Source organism: Halopseudomonas sp. (assembly GCF_036961105.1).
In the GTDB taxonomy this organism is placed as follows: domain Bacteria; phylum Pseudomonadota; class Gammaproteobacteria; order Pseudomonadales; family Pseudomonadaceae; genus Halopseudomonas.
Map to the genome: position 1 here is coordinate 84,979 of NZ_JBALWW010000002.1, position 17,545 is coordinate 102,523.

A 17,545-nucleotide genomic window follows, 5' to 3' on the forward strand; every position below is an offset into this window, starting at 1 on the left:
GGCCGCTATTTACTCCCGGCCTTGCGGCCACCGTCTTCATCGCTGCTGTCAGCGCTTTTCGCGGAGCGACTCTTGCTGCGGCTAGTTTTGGCTTTCGTCGAACCGCCCTTGAGGCTCTGTTTCAGCAGCTCGGTCAGATCAACCACATCAGCGCTGCGCCGTCCTTCGTCCGCCTCGGGCGCAGAGACTTTCTTGAGCTTGCCTGATTTGGCCTTTTTCTCGACCAGGGCCATGATCTCGTCGACGAAGGTGTCCTGGTATTCATCTGGCGCCCAGTCTGCCTCCATGTCCGATACCAGCCGCTTGGCCATGTCGAGTTCCTTCTTGCTCAACTTGGGATCACGCACGCTGTCGTTCAGGTCCAGCCGATCCAGGCTGCGTACCTCGTCCGGCCAGCGCAGCAACACCACCACCAGAGCATCATCCAGCGGCATCAGCGCAGCGAGTCGCGCGCGCGTACGAATGACCACGTTGGCCAAGGCAACCCGGTCTGTCTGTACCAGGGTCTCGCGCAGCAGGGCATAGACCTTCTCACCGCGGCGTTCGGGATTGAGAAAATAAGGCTTGTGGATGTTCAGCAAGGGGATCTGCGAGCGTTCGACGAAGGCAAAGATATCCAGCGTCTGGGTGGCCTCCGGATGCGCCGCACTGATCTCCTCTTCGCTGAGTACCACGTAGCGGCCCTTTTCGTATTGCACGCCCTTGACCACATGCTTGGATTCGATTTCCTTGCCGGTACGCTTGTTGACTCTCTTGTAGCCAACCGGGTCCATGCTGCGCTCGTCCAGCCAGTCAAAGTCCACCCCGCCTGACCGCGTAGCGGATACGAGCGCGACGGGGATATGCACCAGACCAAAGCTGATAGCGCCCTTCCAGATTGCACGTGCCATTGTTCATCTCCGGACAGATCTCATGTCAGCTGTGACCTGTCGTCATTTAGCAAGGTTCAGACTAAAGCGCCCGTCAGCCGGGACCCGCGAACGCATGGCCAGCACGCAGCGAATATGCAAAACCGCGACAAAAAATCCTTGAACTCCCCTGCAACCCGTCACCTCTACCGTATTGCACGGCCCGCGCTGTGCACACCTGAAGAACGAGGAGACAAGAATGATGAACACCCAGATGAAACTTTTGAGCTCTGCGTTGTTTTCTGTGGCACTGGTCAGTGGCTTGCCGGCAGTTGCCAACGACACCGTCGAGCGTGAGGACGAGCGCACGACCGACAGTGCCATTCCGGCCGTGAAAAGCCCGAGCGAAAACCGGGCCACCGGTCGTGATACCGACGGCATGGGCAACCACCGCGATGACGCTATAGGATCCGAGCGCAACGACGCTCTGGACAACAACACCATCGAACGCGAGCGTGACGACCACGGGTCTACCGGACCATCTGGTTCAGCGGGCGGAAACAGTGGTGATGCTGCCGGTGGCGCTGGCGGCTCAGCACCCTGATCTGCGGCACTGCCTGCCGATTGCTGCCGCTGATTCATCCAAGGTCAGGGCAAGGCGCGAGTTGTATACACCCACGAGGAAAAATCCATGAATAGCAAGATAAAGCTCTTGAGTTCAGCGGTATTGTCTGCGGCATTGATGAGTGGTCTACCGCTGATTGCGCAAGCCCAGACCCAGGGTAGCGGGGCCACCGGCACCATGGGCACCGGCACCAACTCAGGCACCATGGGTACTGGTACTGGTACTGGTACTGATATGGGCACCGGAACAGGCATGAGCACCGATTCCGATACGGGTACGGGTATCGACATGGGGACCGGCACTGGCACTGGCACTGGTAGCAACGGTTCCGGAACAGATATGGGTACCGGATCTGACACCGGACCCGGCATGGGCACCGGGAATGGGGCTGGCCCCGGGACGGGGACAGGAACCGGTAGCAATGGCAGCATGGGTACCGGCACAGGCACAGGCTCCAACGGGAGCATGGGTACTGGTACTGGTACTGGCACTGGTACTGGTACTGGCACCGGGACGGGTACAGGCACCGGCGGTGCTACCGGCGGTTCCGGCGGCGGCGCCGGTGCTGGTGGCGCGCAGTAACCTGCGTCCGACCAGGCGCCGCCTCACCCGCGGCGCAGATCCATTCTCTCGATGAGCTGTAGCTCTGAATGCTGGCTAGAGCTCCGAGCAAGATTTCAACGGAGATGTCCACATGAAAAAACTACATATTGTTTGCGCCACAGCGGCCGCCATGCTGGTTGGCAGCTCGATGGTTTACGCAGCCGGCACCGAGTCCGACGATCAACCCCACGCACTCAGTGACGGCAATCGGCAAATGCAGTCCGAGGGCGCAGCCAACCCGCGAGCCATAGATACCGGCGAAGGCACCGACGCCATCGGCGACACCGAGATGGACTATGAAGAAGACGTTGACCTGGAAAGCTTCTTCGAAGAAGCAACGGCCAACAACCTCGCTGAAATCCAGGGCGCGAAGGCGGCCTTGAAGGAAGGCTCACCTGAGATTCGCGAGTTTGCGCAGAAGATGCTGGATGATCACACCGCGCTGAACGAAGAGCTGAAGACCCTGGCGAAAAAAATGGAAATCGAAGTATCCAGCGATCCTGGCCTGATCGACCAGGGCAAGCAATGGGTACTGGAGCGCCGCGACGGTGAATCCTTTGATGCGGCTTACCTGAACAGCCAGATCGCCGAACATCAGCAGACTATAGAGCTGTTCAACCGGGCGCAGAAAACCCGGGACCAGGAAGTGAGCGCGCTGGCAGAAAAAACCCTGCCCAAGCTCAAGGAGCACCTGGAGATGGCCAAGGAGCTGTCTCGCGAACGGGCCGAAGCTGAGCAGTAAGCGCCTCCGCTGCCCTGCGGGAATCCCGGTCTCTGGCCGGGTTCCCAGTATTTGACCAGGTTCCAGATCCTGCCGTTACCTTTACCCCCACCCTTCTGTGCCAAGCAATGCCAGGCGAGCCCTTCGGCAACGTCGAGGAGTCAGGCACTAGCCATCGCACAACTTTGCTCTGAACTCATGGCGACCAACGGGCGTCATAAAAAAGAGCGCACCCGGCTCCCGCTACCCCGGCTAGCCATTTCGCGACCTATAACGAAAAGCCGACGTATAACTAAAACAGAGGTGCGATACCTCTGGGTGAGGAAAAGATGACTACCATGCAGTCGCAGCCCAGGTTTGACGCTTATCAGGGCCCTGCCCACTTGCAACAACAGGGCGCCGTCAAGGCGTTGTATCAGGCCCTCATGCAACCCCAACCTCGGCTGAGCAGTGACACCCTGCTGCAGGCCAGGGATTTTCTCGATGAACAGTTGCAACACAGCTCCAGCCTTGAATGCGAGTTGCCGGAGGATCCGCAGAACCTGATGAACTGGGTACGCGATGGATCCGTGCGCACTACCGACGCGTACGCGCAGTATCTCGCCGACCGCCGCCAGGGTGAACCCAGACGCTATTTTCACAATCGCGCGCATGCCTTGTACTTCCTGCGCCACGTGGCCCCCACCAAGATGGTAGATGGGGCCTGGCTCTATGGTGTACTGCAACAATGGCAGCAACCTGCGCTGCGCCCGCTGGTGCGCACCTATCTGGAAGAGCTGGGCGATGGCGTGCCGGCGCAGAACCATGTGGTGCTTTATCAGCTGCTGCTCAGTAGCAACGATTGCGATGAACTGGGTGATATCGAAGACCGTTTCTACCACCAGGGCACGCTGCAATTGGCTCTCGGCCAGCTGGCAGCCGACTACCTGCCCGAGGTGCTGGGTTACAACCTGGGCTACGAACAATTGCCGCTGCATTTGCTGATCACCTGCTATGAACTCGCTGAGCTGGGCATCGACCCCTACTATTTTCAGCTGCATGTCACCATCGACAACAGCGGCACCGGCCATGCCCAGAAAGCTGTGCAAGCGGTGCTGGCCAACCTGCCGGTGGTGGGCGACACGCAGGAGTTCTACCGCCGCGTCTCACGCGGCTACCAGCTCAACGACCTGGGCGTAAGCTCCACTCAGGTGATCAATGAATTCAACCTGGATGAGCAGGTGGTCCAGATGCTCGAGCGTAAAGCCAACGTCGCCGGCATGGTGCATTCCGATTACTGCAGGATCGAAGGTCGCACGGTTAATCAGTGGCTGAGTGAGCCGGGGCAGATCCCGGCGTTTCTTGCCGCGTTGCAGACACGGGGCTGGATACGCCGTGACCAAGCCCCAGAGAACAGTCGCTTCTGGCACCTGGTCCAGGGTACGGGCGCGCCCATGTTTGGCGTGTTCAGCGGCTATGAACAGCAATTGCTGCATGACTGGATCGCCGGCAGCCAGGCACCAGAACCAAAACGGTACCGACGTCACCCACAGCTTGCCACTGACCCCAGTCTGCAGGAGGCCGATACCGCCGAATCCGCCGCCCTGGCCAAAGAGCTCAACGCCTTGCCGGAGCCGCAAAAGCAGGCGCGCCTGATCGAGCTGATGGCGCCAGCCACCCACTTCACTCCGGCCGGGCTGCACGCCACGCGCCAGTTTCAGGCGTATCTACGATGAGTTGTGTTAGCCCTTTACCCGCATTGCCCGTCCCTCTCTCTGCCGCCGAACTGGCGCAGGTCGAGCTGACCCATGAGCTGAAACGGCGTAATTATCGTTTTGTCACCTGTACCCCAGCCACCCACGCACGGGTGAATGCCCGCCCGGAAAATGCCCAGGCCAGCGATCTGGCCGGCGTATTTGGCTGGAGCCGTCCCTTCTCGCCTGAGCTGCTCGATCCCGCGCTGATTCGGCGCATGCAGGCGGCTGGGGTGTTGACCGTGGAGCAGGATCATTACCGCAGCACCATTCGCTGCTCCAGTGTGGGCGATCAGTTGCTGCTGCATTCCGATTACCCCACCGACGAACCCGATGCCGTATTTTTTGGGCCCGATAGCTACCGGTTCGTGCACGCCATTGAAGATTTCCTCAGGCCCGGCGGCATTGCCGCAGCGGGCCCACCCGTCTGGCGCGCGGCCGATATTGGCTGCGGCGCGGGACCGGGTGCGCTGAGCATTGCGCTGGCCCGGCCAGCCGCCGAAGTGCTGGCGTTGGATATAAACCCGCGTGCGCTCAGTCTCAGCTGCATCAACGCAGCTGTGGCTGACGCCTGCAACATGCATGCGCTGCACAGCGACCTGTTGAATGACGTTGCTGGCGACTTCGACCTGATTGTCGCCAACCCACCCTACATGGCAGATCCCCAATGTCGTGCCTACCGGCATGGTGGCGGGCAACTGGGATTGGGGCTGACCCAGGCCATAGTCGAAGCCGCCCTGCCACGCCTTACTGCCGGTGGCACCCTGTTGCTGTACAGCGGTGTAGCGATGACGGCGGCCGGCGATCCTTTCCGGCCCTGGTTGCAACAGCAACTGGACGACAGCCAGTACAGCTGGCACTACCAGGAAATTGACCCCGACGTTTTCGGTGAAGAACTGCTGGAGCCTGGCTATCGCGAAGTAGAGCGTATTGCCGCCGTGCTGCTGCGGGTGACCCGCAAAATACACCCCGCAGCGGATATAACGGCCCGGGCCTAGCATTAGGTTTGCCTCGCCGCGCCAGACCTGGCTAGCTGGGATTTGCCTGTCTAGCGCTAGCCGGCCAGTGCTCAGAGGCTATGTCGGGTAGCTATCTCAAGGGCCGTCAAAATGGCCAGCAGCGCCAACCATACCAGACCACCGAGAGCAAACAGCCGGTGCATGTGATCGGCACGGCGCAGGCGCATCTGCACCCCGGCTATCACCGCAACCATAACCAGTGCACAGCCAATGCTGACAAAGTGCTGGGTGGTGCCCGTCATCCAGTGCGCCAGGGCCAGACTCAGCCCCAACAGCAGCAGCAACGACAGCCAGGTCAGCCACGCGCGTCCCTGCTTCATCTCAGGTCCGCAGCAGGTACAAAAGGGTGAACATGAGAATCCAGACAATATCGATAAAGGCCCAGTACATGCCGAGCATGATGGTCTGACGCTGGAGCCGTCCGGGTGAACGCCAGCGCCACACTCTGGCCGCAATGACGCTCACCAGTACCAGCCCCACCGACAGATGCAGGGCGTGCAAGCCGGTAAACACGTAGTAGAAATTGAAAAACAGCTCGGCAATATCCGCCTGCTCACCCGGATATCGGAACGTCAGTCCCCATATCGGCATCAGGTTGTCACTGTACTCCTTGTGCCACTCTGTGCCCTTGATGAACAGGAAGAGGAGTCCCGCCGCGACCACAGCCACCAGCAACGCGAATGCCAGTTTGCGTCGACGCTCCGTTACTGCCTGCTCGGCCAGCACCATGAGCAATCCGCTGGTCAGCAGGATGGCCGTATTCAGCGCGCCCAGCAGCAGATCCAGATGGCTCGCGGCTTCGGCAAACTCCACCGGATAGCGCCAGCGGTACATCACAAAGGAAAGGAACAGGCCGCCGAAAAGCAGCAATTCGGTGCTGAGAAATATCCACAGGCCCAGCAGTGCAGCATGCTTCTGCTGGCGCCGATCTTCGAACTGCTGTGCGACGGGATCGTCTATACAGTCATCTGTAGGCATAGGGCTTGTTGTGGACATCTGGCGGTGTGTCAAAGTTATGGGTTGGTGGTGGCGATCCAGTGCGCCATTCCAGCCCGGTAGCGCCCCAGGGATTGGGGCCGGCGCGACGCCCGCGCACTAACGAGTAGCTCAAATACACGAGTGGCAGCAAGTAACCCATCGCTAGTACACCGCTACCGGTCGTCGACAAAACATGCAGTACCTGAAAGGCCTCAGGGTATTCGTGATACCGCCGCGGCATGCCGCCATAGCCCAGCAGAAACTGCGGATAAAACGTCAGATTGAAACCGATAAACAGTGCCAGCGCTGCCACTTTGGACCACACCTGGGAGTATAGGCGGCCGGTCAGTTTCGGCCACCAGAAATGCAGCCCGCCCAGGTAAGCGGTTACCGCGCCGCCCACCATGATGTAGTGGAAGTGGGCGGTCACAAAATAGGTGTCGTGAAGGTGCACATCCAGCGCCAGGGCAGCGAGAAATATGCCGGTCAAACCGCCGATGGTAAAGAGGCCGAGGAACGATAGTGCATAGATCATGGGAGCGGTCAGGCGCACGTCGCCGCGAAACAGGGTGGCGGTCCAGTTCAAGGTCTTGATGGCCGACGGCACCGCCACCAGAAAGCTGAACAGTGAAAACAATATGCCCGCATACAGGCTCTGCCCGGAGACGAACATGTGGTGCCCCCAGACCACAAACCCAAAGAGCGCTATGGCAATGATGGACACCACCATGCCCTTGTAGCCGAAGATGGGGTTGCGGGCAAAACAGGCCACTATCTCGGACACCACCCCCATCGCCGGCAATATCATGATGTACACCGCCGGATGCGAATAGAACCAGAACAGATGCTGGAACAGCAGCGGATCGCCGCCCAGCGCCGGATCGAATATGCCTATGCCAAGGCTGCGTTCAACAGCGATCAGCAGCAATGTGATCGAAAGCACCGGGGTGGCCAGTACCATGATCATGCCGGTGGCGTAGTTGGCCCAGACGAACAGCGGCAGGCGGAACCAGTTGAGCCCCGGCACGCGCATGGTGTGCGTGGTAACAATGAAATTCAGCCCGGTCAGAATGGATGAAAAACCCACCACAAAGACGCCCACCGCTGCAGCCAGCACCGCCGAGTTGGAGAACAGGCTGGCGTAGGGGGTGTAGAAGGTCCAACCGGTATCTACCCCACCGGCGATCACCGCTGCCAGGGTAAACAGCCCGCCCAGGGTGTAGATGTACCAGGACAATAAATTCAACCGCGGAAAGGCCATGTCCCGCGCGCCTACCATCATCGGCAACAGAAAGTTGCCCAAGGTCGCCGGGATGGAGGGGATCAGAAAGAACCACACCATGACGATGCCGTGCAGTGAGAACAGCCGGTTGTACATCCCCGCGCTGAACAGATCACCCGCCGGGGTAATCAGCTCCAGGCGCATCAATAGCGCAGCAACGCCACCGAGGAAAAAGAAGGCCGTTATGGAGAGTGCATAGAGCCAGGCAATGCGTTTGTGATCACGGGTACAGAACCAGCCCCGCAGCGTCCAGTCGGCATGCAGATAACTCGGTGATGCCGGCTTCTGCGGCAGGCTCAGGTCGGGCTCTTTCATTCGGCCTCCGTTGCAGACTCACGCCGCCAGTCACCCGCCTTGAGCGAGCGCAGATAGGCAATGAGCTGAATGATTTCACTTTCCGATATCTGCCCGGCGTAGCTGGGCATGATGGGTTGAAAGCCGGCGACCACATGCTTTTGCGGCGCCACTATGGCGTCGTGCAGATAGGCCTCATCGGCAACCAGGGTGCTGCCATCGGCCAACGGCACTACCCGGCCATAGATGCCATCAAGCGCCGGCGCCGGGGCCTGCGGCGCGGTGCGGTGGCAGCCGCTACAGCCATAACTGGAAAACAGCGCCTTGCCCTCCTCGGCCGGCCCGGCCTCGCTGCCGTTGCGCCTGAGCCAGGCCTGGTAATCATCAGGCGGCATGAGGATTACCCGGCCGCGCATGCGCGAATGGGCATCACCGCAGAACTCGGCGCAGAACAATCGATACTCGCCCGCCTTGCTGGCGGTAAAATATGCGCTGGTATACATGCCTGGTACCGCATCGCGCTTGAGCCGTAGCGCCGGCACCGACAGGCTGTGAATCACATCTTCGGAGGTCAGGCGCAGCCGAATGCGCTCACCAATGGGCGCGTGCAAGGTGTTTATCTCCCGCGTGCCGTCGGGGTGATAGACCTTCCACATCCATTGTTTGCCAACCACATTGATGGTCAGATCAGCTGGGCTGTCGCGATACAGCTGCAGATACAGCTGCCCGGCCCAGGCAAAGACGCCGAAGAAAAACAGCAGCAAGCCGCAAGCAAAGACAATTTCGATACGGTGGCTGGTACGCTCGGCAACCGCCGGTCCGCGGGGTCTTCGGCTGTGGTGGTGATAACGCCAGGTGAAGCCCACAATCAGCCCAACCAGCACCAGTACCAGCACGCCGGATAATCCCATCAACGCGTAATACAGATGATCCACCTCGGCCGCGTGCGCCGAGGCCTGCTCGGGAATCAGCCGAAAGCCTACATCGGCATCGACAATGGCCGGGCTATTTTCCGTCATCGTCTTTGCGCCTCCGCATCCAGCAGAACAGCAAGCCCATGGCCAGCAGAAACACCAACCCGGCACCTTGCAGCAGGCGCATGACCACCAGGTTGTAGCGGCCGCTCTCAGCATCAAAGCGATAACAGCGCAGTACCAGTTGATCGACCACCCCGCCCAGCTTGCCCTGCCCTGCATCGAGCAGCGCCAGACGCAGGTCGGGCGCGCTGGGCTCCAGGCTGAACACGTACCGGTTGATCACTCCGCCTGGCGATATCACCACAAAGCCCGCCGGGTGCGCGTAGCTGTCGCGCACCGCATCGTAGGCATAACGAAAGCCCACCGCCTCGCTCAGCGCGGTTATCGCTTCGGCGTCAGCGGTCAGCAGGTGCCAATTTGCAAAATCGACGGGATGCAGACGAGCCAGGCGCTGTAGCGTTTTCTGTGCGATAGCCGGGGTTTCCCGCGGATCGATGCTGACAGCGATTACCTGGTAATCCTCTGCAGCAAAAGGCAGCTGCTGGATGGTGGCAGCCAGATTATCGAGCAACATGAAACAGAGATTGGGGCATTCATACCACGACATCACCAATACTGTGGGGTGGTCCGCCGTCAGGGCAGCGAGGGTAACCGGCTCGCCGCGCTGATTGCGAAACGGTAACTGCCCTGGTAGCAGTTCACCCACCCGCTGCTCGTAGGCCACGGCTTGCAGGTTCTGCTGTGACGACGTCGCCGCAGCTGCCACGGCACTGTTTAGTGCAACCAAGAGCCCGAGCAGTATCAGCAAAGGCGCAACGTTACGGCTCATGGTGCTTGCTCCTGCGCAGCGGGCTGTTGCGCCTCGGCTTCCAGAGTCCGCTGCCCCGACTCCCTCATTTGCGGCAGACCGCGCTCTACCAGCCGTTGCATGGCCTGCGCTATGGGTATGTGTACCACCCCCTGTTGGCGATTCACCCAACCATAGTCATCCAGACGCGCGGCGGGAGTGCCTGCTGCCGGTTCCTGTATGCCCGCTGCGGGTTCATCTGCGCCGGCTTGCGGTTGCGGCGTGGCAGCCTGGCCCCAGTTGCTCGAGTGCGTCTCGCCTTGCGCTGGCCTGGTTATACTGACCGCGTTCGGCTCCAGCACCTGCCATACCGCAGCACTTGCCACACACACCAGCAGCAGCGCGCCCGACATGATCAGCCACAATCTCAGCACCGGCAGCTTATCCACCTCATACTTGCGCGGCTGCTCAGTCATGGCTTTGCTCACTGTTTCCGGTGTTGCCACTGTGCCAGGACCAAGGCGCCAGCAACCACGCCCGATAGACGGCTCCGAGCACGCCAAGCAGAACTACGCTCGCCACCGCTGTCGCGAGCAACTCAGCCCCATCAACAGAAAAAGACGGCAGTACCAACCAACACACATGCAAGGCGTGGCCCAGTAAACAGAGCGCGGCCAACAGGTACAATGCGCGGCGACTCTGCTTGACACGCGACCACAACAAGGCCGCCGCTGGCAGCAAACAAAACAGCGCCGGCGCTGCGAAACTGAGCCACTGCCAAGGGCTTGCCCGGCGCTGTACAAACCATCGCACCTCATCCGGCAGATTGCCCGACCAGATGATGATGTACTGCGCGAAACTCACAAAGGCCCAGCCCAGCAACGCCGCCAGCCAGAGATTGCCGAGATCCTCCTGCACCTTGACAGGCAAGCCATCTGGCGAGCCATGCAACGCCAGCAGCAGCCCAGCGGCCATGGCAGCACCAGCCACGCTCATGCAGAAAATAAGTCCAAAAATATCGGAATAGAATTCAGGGCTGAGCGACATCATCCAATCCACCGAAAAGAAGCTCAGGGTGAGCACCCAGAGGATCAGGCCGCCAGCCGACATGGCAGCGCTACGGCTGTAAGCGCGGCGTGTTAACCACCAGGCGAGCGAGCTCCACACCAGCAGATAGAACAGGCTGCGCACAACAAAGAAGGGCTGGTTCAGGTAGAGCTGTTTTTGCAGCACCGTCTCAGACAGCTCGCCATCGGGCTGCGCCCAGGGAAACAACAGCCCCATTGCCGCCAGCAGCGGCAGCAGACTCAGAATAAACACCGGCATGCTACCAACCAGCGCCAGCCAGACCGCTCTGCTCTGTTCCCCCCAGCGCCCACCGGTAAGGTTGTGCGTCAGCAATACCGCCAGCGCGCCCATCGGCAGACAGCCCCAGATGAGCGTCGCGCTCAGCCAGGCGCGCAGCAGCAATTGCAGCCCGCCCAGTGCCAGAACCAGCGCCAGCATTACCAGCAACGCCAGGGTAAGGAGCGCGGCGGCATGACGGCTGCGCGACTTCATTGAGTGGCCTCCTGCTCAACCGCTGGCATGAGCGTATCCAGCGCCGCACGCTGCTGCGGCGTGAGGTCAGCCACGCCTGCGTGCTGCGACAGCTGCAAGGCGCGCACATAGGCGGCAATGGCCCAGCGGTCATCCGGGGCAACCCGCGCAGCATAGGAATACATGATGCCGTAGCCATCGGTAATCACGCTGTAGATATGCCCGAGCGCAGCCTGCCGCAAGCGGTCGCTGTGATAGGACGGCGGCGCCGGGAAGCCATGCTGCACTACGCTGCCATCTCCGGCCCCGGTATCGCCGTGGCAGGGAGCGCAGAACACCTGATATTGCTGCCGACCGCGTTGCAGCAGCGGCAGGGTCAGGGTCAGCGGCATGGGCAGGGTCTGCGCGGTGTGCCCTTGGCTAACGAGCAAAGGTGCGCCACGGGCCACAGTACCTGTGACCGGCAGGCGCGCCGATTGCAGATTAGGCCAGTTGGGCGCCTCTTCATAAGCCTCGTAGCGCGGCTGATCGTCCATGTCCTGATTGCATGCCAACAACAGCAAACACCCAACGGGCAAAAGCCAACGTATCGCTTTCATCCTGGCAGCTCCCGTACCTGTTGCGCGCCATGGCGTTGCAGCAGAGCGACTATGCTGCTGGCATCAGTCTGCGCCTGCTCTGGCACCAGCAGAAAGAAAGCCGCGCTGGAAGCACTGTCGAAATCCGGATCGTTGAAGACGGCGTGGTACGGGCGTGGCAAGCCATTGCCCAGCAGCATGCCCAGGACCGCAGCCAGCACTGCACAGACTATTCCCACGGCAAAACTCACCGGAACAAAGGCCGGCCAACTGGCCAGCGGCTTACCGCCTACGAAATAGGGATATGCCAGCACGGCAGAGAACCACTGCAACCAGCAAGCGGCGGCTGCGCCCGCCAGCCCTGCAATCAGAGACATAGGGCCAATGCGCCGTTCGCGAAAGCCCAGGGCCGCTGCCAGGCCCGGTACGGCAAAAGGTGCGTAGGCATCCAGCTCTGCGTAACCGGCGGCGCTTGCACCCCGCGCGGCCGACAGCAAGGCTTCGGCGCTGGCAAAACGTGCCAGATGGCCACAGCTAGCGCTCATGCTGCCTCCTGCGGTGAATCTGTTTGCGCATGTCGTGCATCGACACCAGCGGCGCAATGCGCACAAAGATCAGCAGCACCAGGGTGAAGAGCCCCAGCGTGCCGGCATAAATTGCCCAGTCCCAGGTGGTCGGCCAAATGCTGTCCCATGCCGAAGGCATGAAGTCTGCATGGGTGCTGGTGTAAACTATCTGGAAGCGCTCCAGCCACATACCCAGATTACCGATCACCCCAAGACTGAAGAGTGCCCAGGGCAACCGGCGAACACTGCTGAACCAGAGCAATTGCGCGGCCATCACATTGCACAGGATCATGCCCCACCATACCGGCGCGTAAGGTCCGCTCCAGCGGTCAAGGTAGACCGCGCGGTAGAACTCATCGGCCGAATACCAGGCGGTGAACATTTCCTGCAGGTAGGCGTAATCCACCACCAGGGCAAACACCAGCATCATGCGGCCCAGATAATCAAGATGCGTCCGCGTGATCAGATCCTGCAAGCCGAACAGCGAACGCATGCTGACCGCCAGCATGGCAACGGTAGCAAAGCCTGAAAACAGGGCGCCGGCCACAAAGTACGGCGGGAAGATGGTGAAGTGAAAGCCGGGGACTATCGACACCGCCAGATCCAGCGACAGGATGCCGGTGACCGAGAACACTATCGGCGCCGCCAACGCTGCCATGATCCGGTTGGCCCGCTCGTAACGCGCCCAGTGAATGGCCGAGCTGCGCCAGCCCAGCGCCAGCACTGCGTAGATCAGCTGCACCGCACGCGTTCTGGCACGGTCACGTAGCGTGGCAAAATCCGGCAACAGGCTCAGATAGAGAAAGCAGAAGGTAAATACCAGGTAACCGGCAATCGCAAAGAAGTCCCACACCAGTGGGCTGCGCCACTGCGGCCAGAGATCCATGCTGTCGGGGTATGGCAACAGGTAATAGGCCAGCCAGGGGCGGCCAAGATGCAGAAAAGGGTAAATACCTGCGCAGATGATGGCGACCATCGCCATGGCTTCGGCCAGCCGGTTGATGGACGCGCGCCAGGGCTGGCGCGTGAGCAGCAGCACTGCAGAAATCAGCGTGCCGGCGTGGGCAATGCCAATCCACCAGATGGTGTTGACGATGGGCATGCCCCAGGCCACCGGAATATTTATCCCGAACAGCCCTACCCCGGCGCTGAACACGGCGCCCAGGCCCGCCAGCAGCATCAGCGTCAGCAGGCCGGAGATAACCAGCGCGAGCTTCCAGGCACGGGGCGATGGCTGGTTAAGCACCAGATCCGATATTCGCCGGGAGATGTCCGCATGGGTCAGGTCGGGCGGTATCAACGGCTGCTTGTCCAGGCTCAAGCGCCCTCCCCGCCATTGCGGCCTTTGCTGGTAGCTGCCTTGTCGGACGCCAGTTGCGGGTGAGGATTCTTCAGCCCGGCCAGATAGGTGGTGCGGGGCCGCGTGTTGAGGTGCGCCAGCATGGCGTAATTCAGCGGGTGCGCCTTGAGCTGGCTTACCTTGCTTTGGGGGTCGGCCACATCACCAAAGACGATGGCCCGGGTTGGGCAGGCTTGCTGGCAGGCAGTTTGCGGCTCGCCATCGTGCAACGGCCGCCCCTGGGCATCGGCATCCTGCCGCGCGCGGGAGATGCGCTGGACGCAGTAGGTGCACTTCTCCATCACGCCCCGGGAGCGTACTGTCACATCCGGGTTCTGCACCGCCGGATGCGCGGGGTACGGGGCGTCGGCTGCGGTGTATTCAAACCAATTGAAACGTCGCACCTTGTAGGGACAGTTCTGCGAGCAATAGCGCGTGCCCACGCAGCGCTGGTAAACCATCTGATTGAGCCCATCACTGGAGTGCTGAGTGGCCCCCACCGGGCAAACGTACTCGCAGGGCGCGTTTTCACAGTGCATGCAGGGCACCGGTTGGAATACGGTTGTGGGGTTGTCCAGCGGTCCGGCAAAATACCGATCTACGCGAATCCAGTGCATGTCGTGTCCGCGCGCCACCTCCTCCGCGCCCACTACCGGAATATTGTTCTCGGCCTGGCAGGCAGTGACGCACGCATTGCAACCGATGCAGGCGGATAGATCTATGCTCATGCCCCAGGCTTGCTCAGCATCCGCCGCCCTGGGCGCCGCGTTATGCACCTGCGGTGAAGGCTCCTGGTATAGCGAGATCAACTGCTCCTGCCGCTGCGCAAAGTCGGGCTCTTGCTGATAGTGCTGCCAGGTACTGGCGCGCACCAAGTCGCGCCCTTCCATGGCATGGTGTGCCTGGGTTGCAGCGAGCTGGCTATGCCGCTCCGTTGGTTGCAGGCTGACCGCCGCAGCCCAGGGCGTCTTGCAGGACTGCAGCGCGTAGGCATCGCTGCCACTGCCCTCGGCAACGCCGCCGGCCTGGGTGCGGCCATGCCCCAGCGCCAAACCAATGGTGTTGTGCGGCTGGCCGGGCAAGATAAACACCGGCACCTCCAGGTTGCGCCCGTTGCTGCTCAAGCTGACCCGTTGCCCATCCGCCAGCGCCAGACGCTCGGCCAGCGCCGGGCTGATCAGCGCCGCGTTATGCCAGGTTAGGGTGGTGAGCGGTCTGGGCATTTCCTGTAACCAGGCGTTGTTGGCAAAGCGGCCATCCCAGATGGCGGCATCCGGCATCAAGCGCAGCTCCAGCTCACCGGGTTGGGCTTCGATCGCAGGCAGCAGCTCGCCCTGCCAGTCGGCTCGCACTGTCACAGCGACCGCAGCCGGCCGCGAATCGCGGATCACGCCATCATGCAGGCTTTGCTGCCAGAAGCGCTCGAAATCCGCACCGGCATAAGCGCCGCGCCAATAGCGGATGAGCAACTGCCGAGCGTCCAGCTCCTGACCCTGCGAAATGGCAGCCAGCACCTGCAATAGCGTCTTGCCGCCGTGCAAGGGCAGAATCAGCGGCTGCACCAGGCTTTGGCTGCCATCGTAAGCCGCCGCATCGCCCCAGGTTTCGAGAAAATGCGTGGCGGGCAGGTGCCAATGCGACAGGTTGGCGGTTTCATCGCAATACTCGCCCCAATGCGCTCGCCAGGCTACACGCTGATAGGCGGCGGCAAAATTCAGATCGGCCGGCGCCGTCTGAATCGGGTTGCTGTCCAGTACCAGCAACGAATCCACCTCCTGCGCATGGATGGCCTCGACCAGTTGGGCCAGACCTTCAGCTTGGGCCGGGACCGCCACAGGTTCTATCCAGTCGAGCGTGTTTCCCACGGCGCCCAGTTGGTGATTGATGGCCTGGGCAATCAGGTGCACCGCTGTCGATTGCTGATCACCCGGCACGACTACTGCGCCACCTGCCACGCTGCGCAGATCCTGCGCCATGGCCTGCACCACATCATCTGCCAGCACCTTTTGTGCTGGTGGAGCTACTGCCACATCAAGCGCCATTGCCAACTGTCGCGCTGCGGCTTCCACCTGCTGCCAGGCCAGCGGATAGCGATGATCCGATGCGCCTCCGGTCACGCTGAAGACGGACTCAAGGGCGTACAGCCGGCACTGCGGCGCCTGCTGCGCGCTGGGCCGGCGCCGCGCCGTCAGATCACGGGCGTAGCGCAGAAAGCCCGGCTGCGACTGCATGAAGTCGGCATCGAGCGATACCACCACGGCGGCCTGATCAAACTGATAGCGCGGCTCCAGCGCGCGGCCAAACAGCGCCCGGCTGGCGGCGAAAACAGCCTCGCGCCCGATCGGCTCGTGCACGAACCAGCGAGCCAGAGGCCAACGCTCACGCATGGCCTGCATCTGCTGCCCGGCGCTGGGTGAGGTAATGTTTGCGGTCAGAAAGCACAAGCCTGCGCCCTGATTCGCATCCCAGGTTCGCCGGCGCTGGTGAAGGTCCGTCAGCCACGCCGGGAAGGTACTGACCACGCCCTCATGACGCACCGCTGCCGAGCGATCCGGGTCGTAGAGTGCCAATACACTGGCCTGCGAAATGGCATCGCAAGCGCCTAGCGTGGCCGGGTGTTGCGGATTGCCTTCGAGCTTGACCGGCCTGCCCTCCACACTTTCGGCCAGCAGCCCTTGCGCGTAGCCCCCCAGAGTAAAACTGGTGGCGTAGTATTCCGGCTGCCCCGGCACCAGATGCTCTGGCATATTCACGTAAGGCACTATGTGCTCCGCCGGCTGGCGTGAGCAGCCAGCCAGCCCTGCCATGGCGACACTGGCGCCCAGTAGTTTAAGCAGGTTGCGCCTGCTGATGCCCGGCGGCAGAGCACCCGCACCGCCCTGCTCGTGGGTTTCGCCAGCGGCAGGCTGCGCCAGCTCGGCCAGGCTCTGCCAATAGCCTGAGCCCTCGCGGGCGCTCAACTGGCGCAGCAAGTTGTAGTCTGGGGTGCTCATCGGTGGCATGTCATACAGTCAGTCATACGTTTGGGGTGAATGTCGTATTTATTCAGTAGCGCCTGTGTGGCAGCGCTGGAGCCGGTTGCGCGGGCAATGCCCATCACCGTAATCTGGCTGATCTCGCGCAGTTGCGGGCCGGGGTTGCGATGGCATTCCAGGCACCAACGCATGCTCAGCGGTTTGGCCTGGCGCATGAGTGGCATGCGATCCACCCGCCCGTGGCAGGATTCGCAACCCACCCCATTGTTCACATGCGCCTGATGGCTGAAATACACATGGTCCGGCAGGTCATGCACCCGTACCCAGGCCAGCGGCTGTTCATCGGTAAAGCTCTTGCGCACCGGGGCGAGCACGTCGGCCGAGGTGTACAGCTGCGAGTGGCAGGTCATGCAGGTGGCGGTATCCGGCATGCCGGCAAAAGGCGAGCGCGTAAAACTGGTATGGCAGTAGCCGCACTGAATCCCCAATTCGCCAACATGGTGCTGGTGACTGAAGGGAACCGGTTGCTGGGCAATACGCGACTCTCCCGTAGAGTAAGGCGAGCTGTTCAACATGAAAGCCACCGCAGCGCCTGCCAGCACCAACGCGCAGATGGCGGCGAGCAGCATCTGCGTCTTGCCATTGGTGCTGGGTTTGAACAGCTGAGGCACCTCAGGCTCC

The 17,545-nt window shown here is 61.4% G+C and carries 18 protein-coding genes; 5 read left to right on the top strand and 13 right to left on the bottom strand.

Annotation, left to right across the window (positions count from 1 at the left end; translation table 11 throughout):
- Window positions 1–5 precede the first annotated feature (5 nt).
- The gene (ku, locus tag V7756_RS03180; RefSeq protein WP_335608715.1) at window positions 6–890 is read right to left on the bottom strand and encodes a non-homologous end joining protein Ku; all 885 of its coding nucleotides are present in this window, start codon (window positions 888–890) and stop codon (window positions 6–8) included.
- 217 nt (window positions 891–1,107) lie between these two features.
- Between ku and V7756_RS03185 the strand changes: the two genes are divergently transcribed.
- From V7756_RS03185 to V7756_RS03205, 5 genes are all read left to right on the top strand, one after another.
- A complete protein-coding gene (locus V7756_RS03185) occupies window positions 1,108–1,452 on the top strand; it encodes a hypothetical protein (RefSeq protein ID WP_335608716.1) in 345 nt (114 codons plus the stop codon).
- An 87-nt stretch (window positions 1,453–1,539) separates the two neighbouring features.
- Entirely contained in the window at window positions 1,540–2,055 is a 516-nt protein-coding gene (locus V7756_RS03190; protein WP_335608717.1) for a hypothetical protein, read from the top strand.
- Between the two features lie 112 nt (window positions 2,056–2,167).
- Entirely contained in the window at window positions 2,168–2,818 is a 651-nt protein-coding gene (locus V7756_RS03195) for a DUF4142 domain-containing protein (protein WP_335608718.1), read from the top strand.
- 317 nt (window positions 2,819–3,135) lie between these two features.
- Window positions 3,136–4,512 (top strand): iron-containing redox enzyme family protein, encoded by a 1,377-nt coding sequence (locus V7756_RS03200; RefSeq protein ID WP_335608719.1) that lies wholly within the window; start codon window positions 3,136–3,138, stop codon window positions 4,510–4,512.
- Entirely contained in the window at window positions 4,509–5,528 is a 1,020-nt protein-coding gene (locus V7756_RS03205; RefSeq protein ID WP_335608720.1) for a class I SAM-dependent methyltransferase, read from the top strand. The genes V7756_RS03200 and V7756_RS03205 overlap by 4 nt, the downstream gene beginning before the upstream one ends.
- 71 nt (window positions 5,529–5,599) lie before the next feature.
- Here V7756_RS03205 and V7756_RS03210 read toward each other — a convergent pair whose 3' ends face one another.
- The 12 genes from V7756_RS03210 to V7756_RS03265 are packed head-to-tail and all read right to left on the bottom strand — an operon-like array spanning window position 5,600 to window position 17,535.
- A complete protein-coding gene (locus tag V7756_RS03210; protein ID WP_335608721.1) occupies window positions 5,600–5,869 on the bottom strand; it encodes a hypothetical protein in 270 nt (89 codons plus the stop codon).
- A gap of 1 nt (window position 5,870) precedes the next feature.
- Complete coding sequence (locus tag V7756_RS03215; protein WP_335608722.1) at window positions 5,871–6,527, bottom strand: cytochrome c oxidase subunit 3; 657 nt, start codon at window positions 6,525–6,527, stop codon at window positions 5,871–5,873.
- The gene (locus V7756_RS03220; protein ID WP_335608723.1) at window positions 6,514–8,124 is read right to left on the bottom strand and encodes a cytochrome c oxidase subunit I; all 1,611 of its coding nucleotides are present in this window, start codon (window positions 8,122–8,124) and stop codon (window positions 6,514–6,516) included. The genes V7756_RS03215 and V7756_RS03220 overlap by 14 nt, the downstream gene beginning before the upstream one ends.
- A complete protein-coding gene (coxB, locus tag V7756_RS03225; protein ID WP_335608724.1) occupies window positions 8,121–9,122 on the bottom strand; it encodes a cytochrome c oxidase subunit II in 1,002 nt (333 codons plus the stop codon). The genes V7756_RS03220 and coxB overlap by 4 nt, the downstream gene beginning before the upstream one ends.
- The gene (locus V7756_RS03230) at window positions 9,109–9,909 is read right to left on the bottom strand and encodes an SCO family protein (RefSeq protein ID WP_335608725.1); all 801 of its coding nucleotides are present in this window, start codon (window positions 9,907–9,909) and stop codon (window positions 9,109–9,111) included. The genes coxB and V7756_RS03230 overlap by 14 nt, the downstream gene beginning before the upstream one ends.
- Entirely contained in the window at window positions 9,906–10,343 is a 438-nt protein-coding gene (locus V7756_RS03235) for a hypothetical protein (RefSeq protein ID WP_335608726.1), read from the bottom strand. Before V7756_RS03235 ends, V7756_RS03230 begins: the two co-directional genes overlap by 4 nt.
- Window positions 10,336–11,427 carry a hypothetical protein gene (locus tag V7756_RS03240; RefSeq protein ID WP_335608727.1) on the bottom strand — a complete coding sequence of 364 codons (1,092 nt, stop codon included), beginning with the start codon at window positions 11,425–11,427 and terminating at the stop codon, window positions 10,336–10,338. Before V7756_RS03240 ends, V7756_RS03235 begins: the two co-directional genes overlap by 8 nt.
- Window positions 11,424–12,005, bottom strand: a complete 582-nt coding sequence (locus V7756_RS03245; protein ID WP_335608728.1) for a c-type cytochrome — start codon at window positions 12,003–12,005, stop codon at window positions 11,424–11,426. Before V7756_RS03245 ends, V7756_RS03240 begins: the two co-directional genes overlap by 4 nt.
- A complete protein-coding gene (locus V7756_RS03250; protein ID WP_335608729.1) occupies window positions 12,002–12,529 on the bottom strand; it encodes a DUF3341 domain-containing protein in 528 nt (175 codons plus the stop codon). Before V7756_RS03250 ends, V7756_RS03245 begins: the two co-directional genes overlap by 4 nt.
- Window positions 12,519–13,871: an NrfD/PsrC family molybdoenzyme membrane anchor subunit gene (gene nrfD, locus V7756_RS03255; RefSeq protein ID WP_335608730.1), complete on the bottom strand. Its 1,353-nt coding sequence runs from the start codon at window positions 13,869–13,871 to the stop codon at window positions 12,519–12,521. Before nrfD ends, V7756_RS03250 begins: the two co-directional genes overlap by 11 nt.
- A complete protein-coding gene (locus V7756_RS03260) occupies window positions 13,868–16,882 on the bottom strand; it encodes a 4Fe-4S dicluster domain-containing protein (protein WP_335608731.1) in 3,015 nt (1,004 codons plus the stop codon). Before V7756_RS03260 ends, nrfD begins: the two co-directional genes overlap by 4 nt.
- A complete protein-coding gene (locus V7756_RS03265; protein WP_335608732.1) occupies window positions 16,879–17,535 on the bottom strand; it encodes a cytochrome c3 family protein in 657 nt (218 codons plus the stop codon). Before V7756_RS03265 ends, V7756_RS03260 begins: the two co-directional genes overlap by 4 nt.
- Window positions 17,536–17,545: the final 10 nt, after the last annotated feature.

What these genes read in the sequence shown, in the direction of transcription:
- coxB (WP_335608724.1), bottom strand. Translation starts at nt 9,122, where the DNA reads ATGACGGAAAATAGCCCGGCCATTGTCGATGCCGATGTAGGCTTTCGG.
- V7756_RS03215 (WP_335608722.1), bottom strand. Translation starts at nt 6,527, where the DNA reads ATGCCTACAGATGACTGTATAGACGATCCCGTCGCACAGCAGTTCGAA.
- ku (WP_335608715.1), bottom strand. Translation starts at nt 890, where the DNA reads ATGGCACGTGCAATCTGGAAGGGCGCTATCAGCTTTGGTCTGGTGCAT.
- V7756_RS03185 (WP_335608716.1), top strand. Translation starts at nt 1,108, where the DNA reads ATGATGAACACCCAGATGAAACTTTTGAGCTCTGCGTTGTTTTCTGTG.
- V7756_RS03250 (WP_335608729.1), bottom strand. Translation starts at nt 12,529, where the DNA reads ATGAGCGCTAGCTGTGGCCATCTGGCACGTTTTGCCAGCGCCGAAGCC.
- V7756_RS03245 (WP_335608728.1), bottom strand. Translation starts at nt 12,005, where the DNA reads ATGAAAGCGATACGTTGGCTTTTGCCCGTTGGGTGTTTGCTGTTGTTG.
- V7756_RS03260 (WP_335608731.1), bottom strand. Translation starts at nt 16,882, where the DNA reads ATGAGCACCCCAGACTACAACTTGCTGCGCCAGTTGAGCGCCCGCGAG.
- V7756_RS03205 (WP_335608720.1), top strand. Translation starts at nt 4,509, where the DNA reads ATGAGTTGTGTTAGCCCTTTACCCGCATTGCCCGTCCCTCTCTCTGCC.
- V7756_RS03220 (WP_335608723.1), bottom strand. Translation starts at nt 8,124, where the DNA reads ATGAAAGAGCCCGACCTGAGCCTGCCGCAGAAGCCGGCATCACCGAGT.
- V7756_RS03190 (WP_335608717.1), top strand. Translation starts at nt 1,540, where the DNA reads ATGAATAGCAAGATAAAGCTCTTGAGTTCAGCGGTATTGTCTGCGGCA.
- V7756_RS03210 (WP_335608721.1), bottom strand. Translation starts at nt 5,869, where the DNA reads ATGAAGCAGGGACGCGCGTGGCTGACCTGGCTGTCGTTGCTGCTGCTG.
- V7756_RS03200 (WP_335608719.1), top strand. Translation starts at nt 3,136, where the DNA reads ATGCAGTCGCAGCCCAGGTTTGACGCTTATCAGGGCCCTGCCCACTTG.
- V7756_RS03195 (WP_335608718.1), top strand. Translation starts at nt 2,168, where the DNA reads ATGAAAAAACTACATATTGTTTGCGCCACAGCGGCCGCCATGCTGGTT.
- V7756_RS03230 (WP_335608725.1), bottom strand. Translation starts at nt 9,909, where the DNA reads ATGAGCCGTAACGTTGCGCCTTTGCTGATACTGCTCGGGCTCTTGGTT.
- V7756_RS03240 (WP_335608727.1), bottom strand. Translation starts at nt 11,427, where the DNA reads ATGAAGTCGCGCAGCCGTCATGCCGCCGCGCTCCTTACCCTGGCGTTG.
- V7756_RS03235 (WP_335608726.1), bottom strand. Translation starts at nt 10,343, where the DNA reads ATGACTGAGCAGCCGCGCAAGTATGAGGTGGATAAGCTGCCGGTGCTG.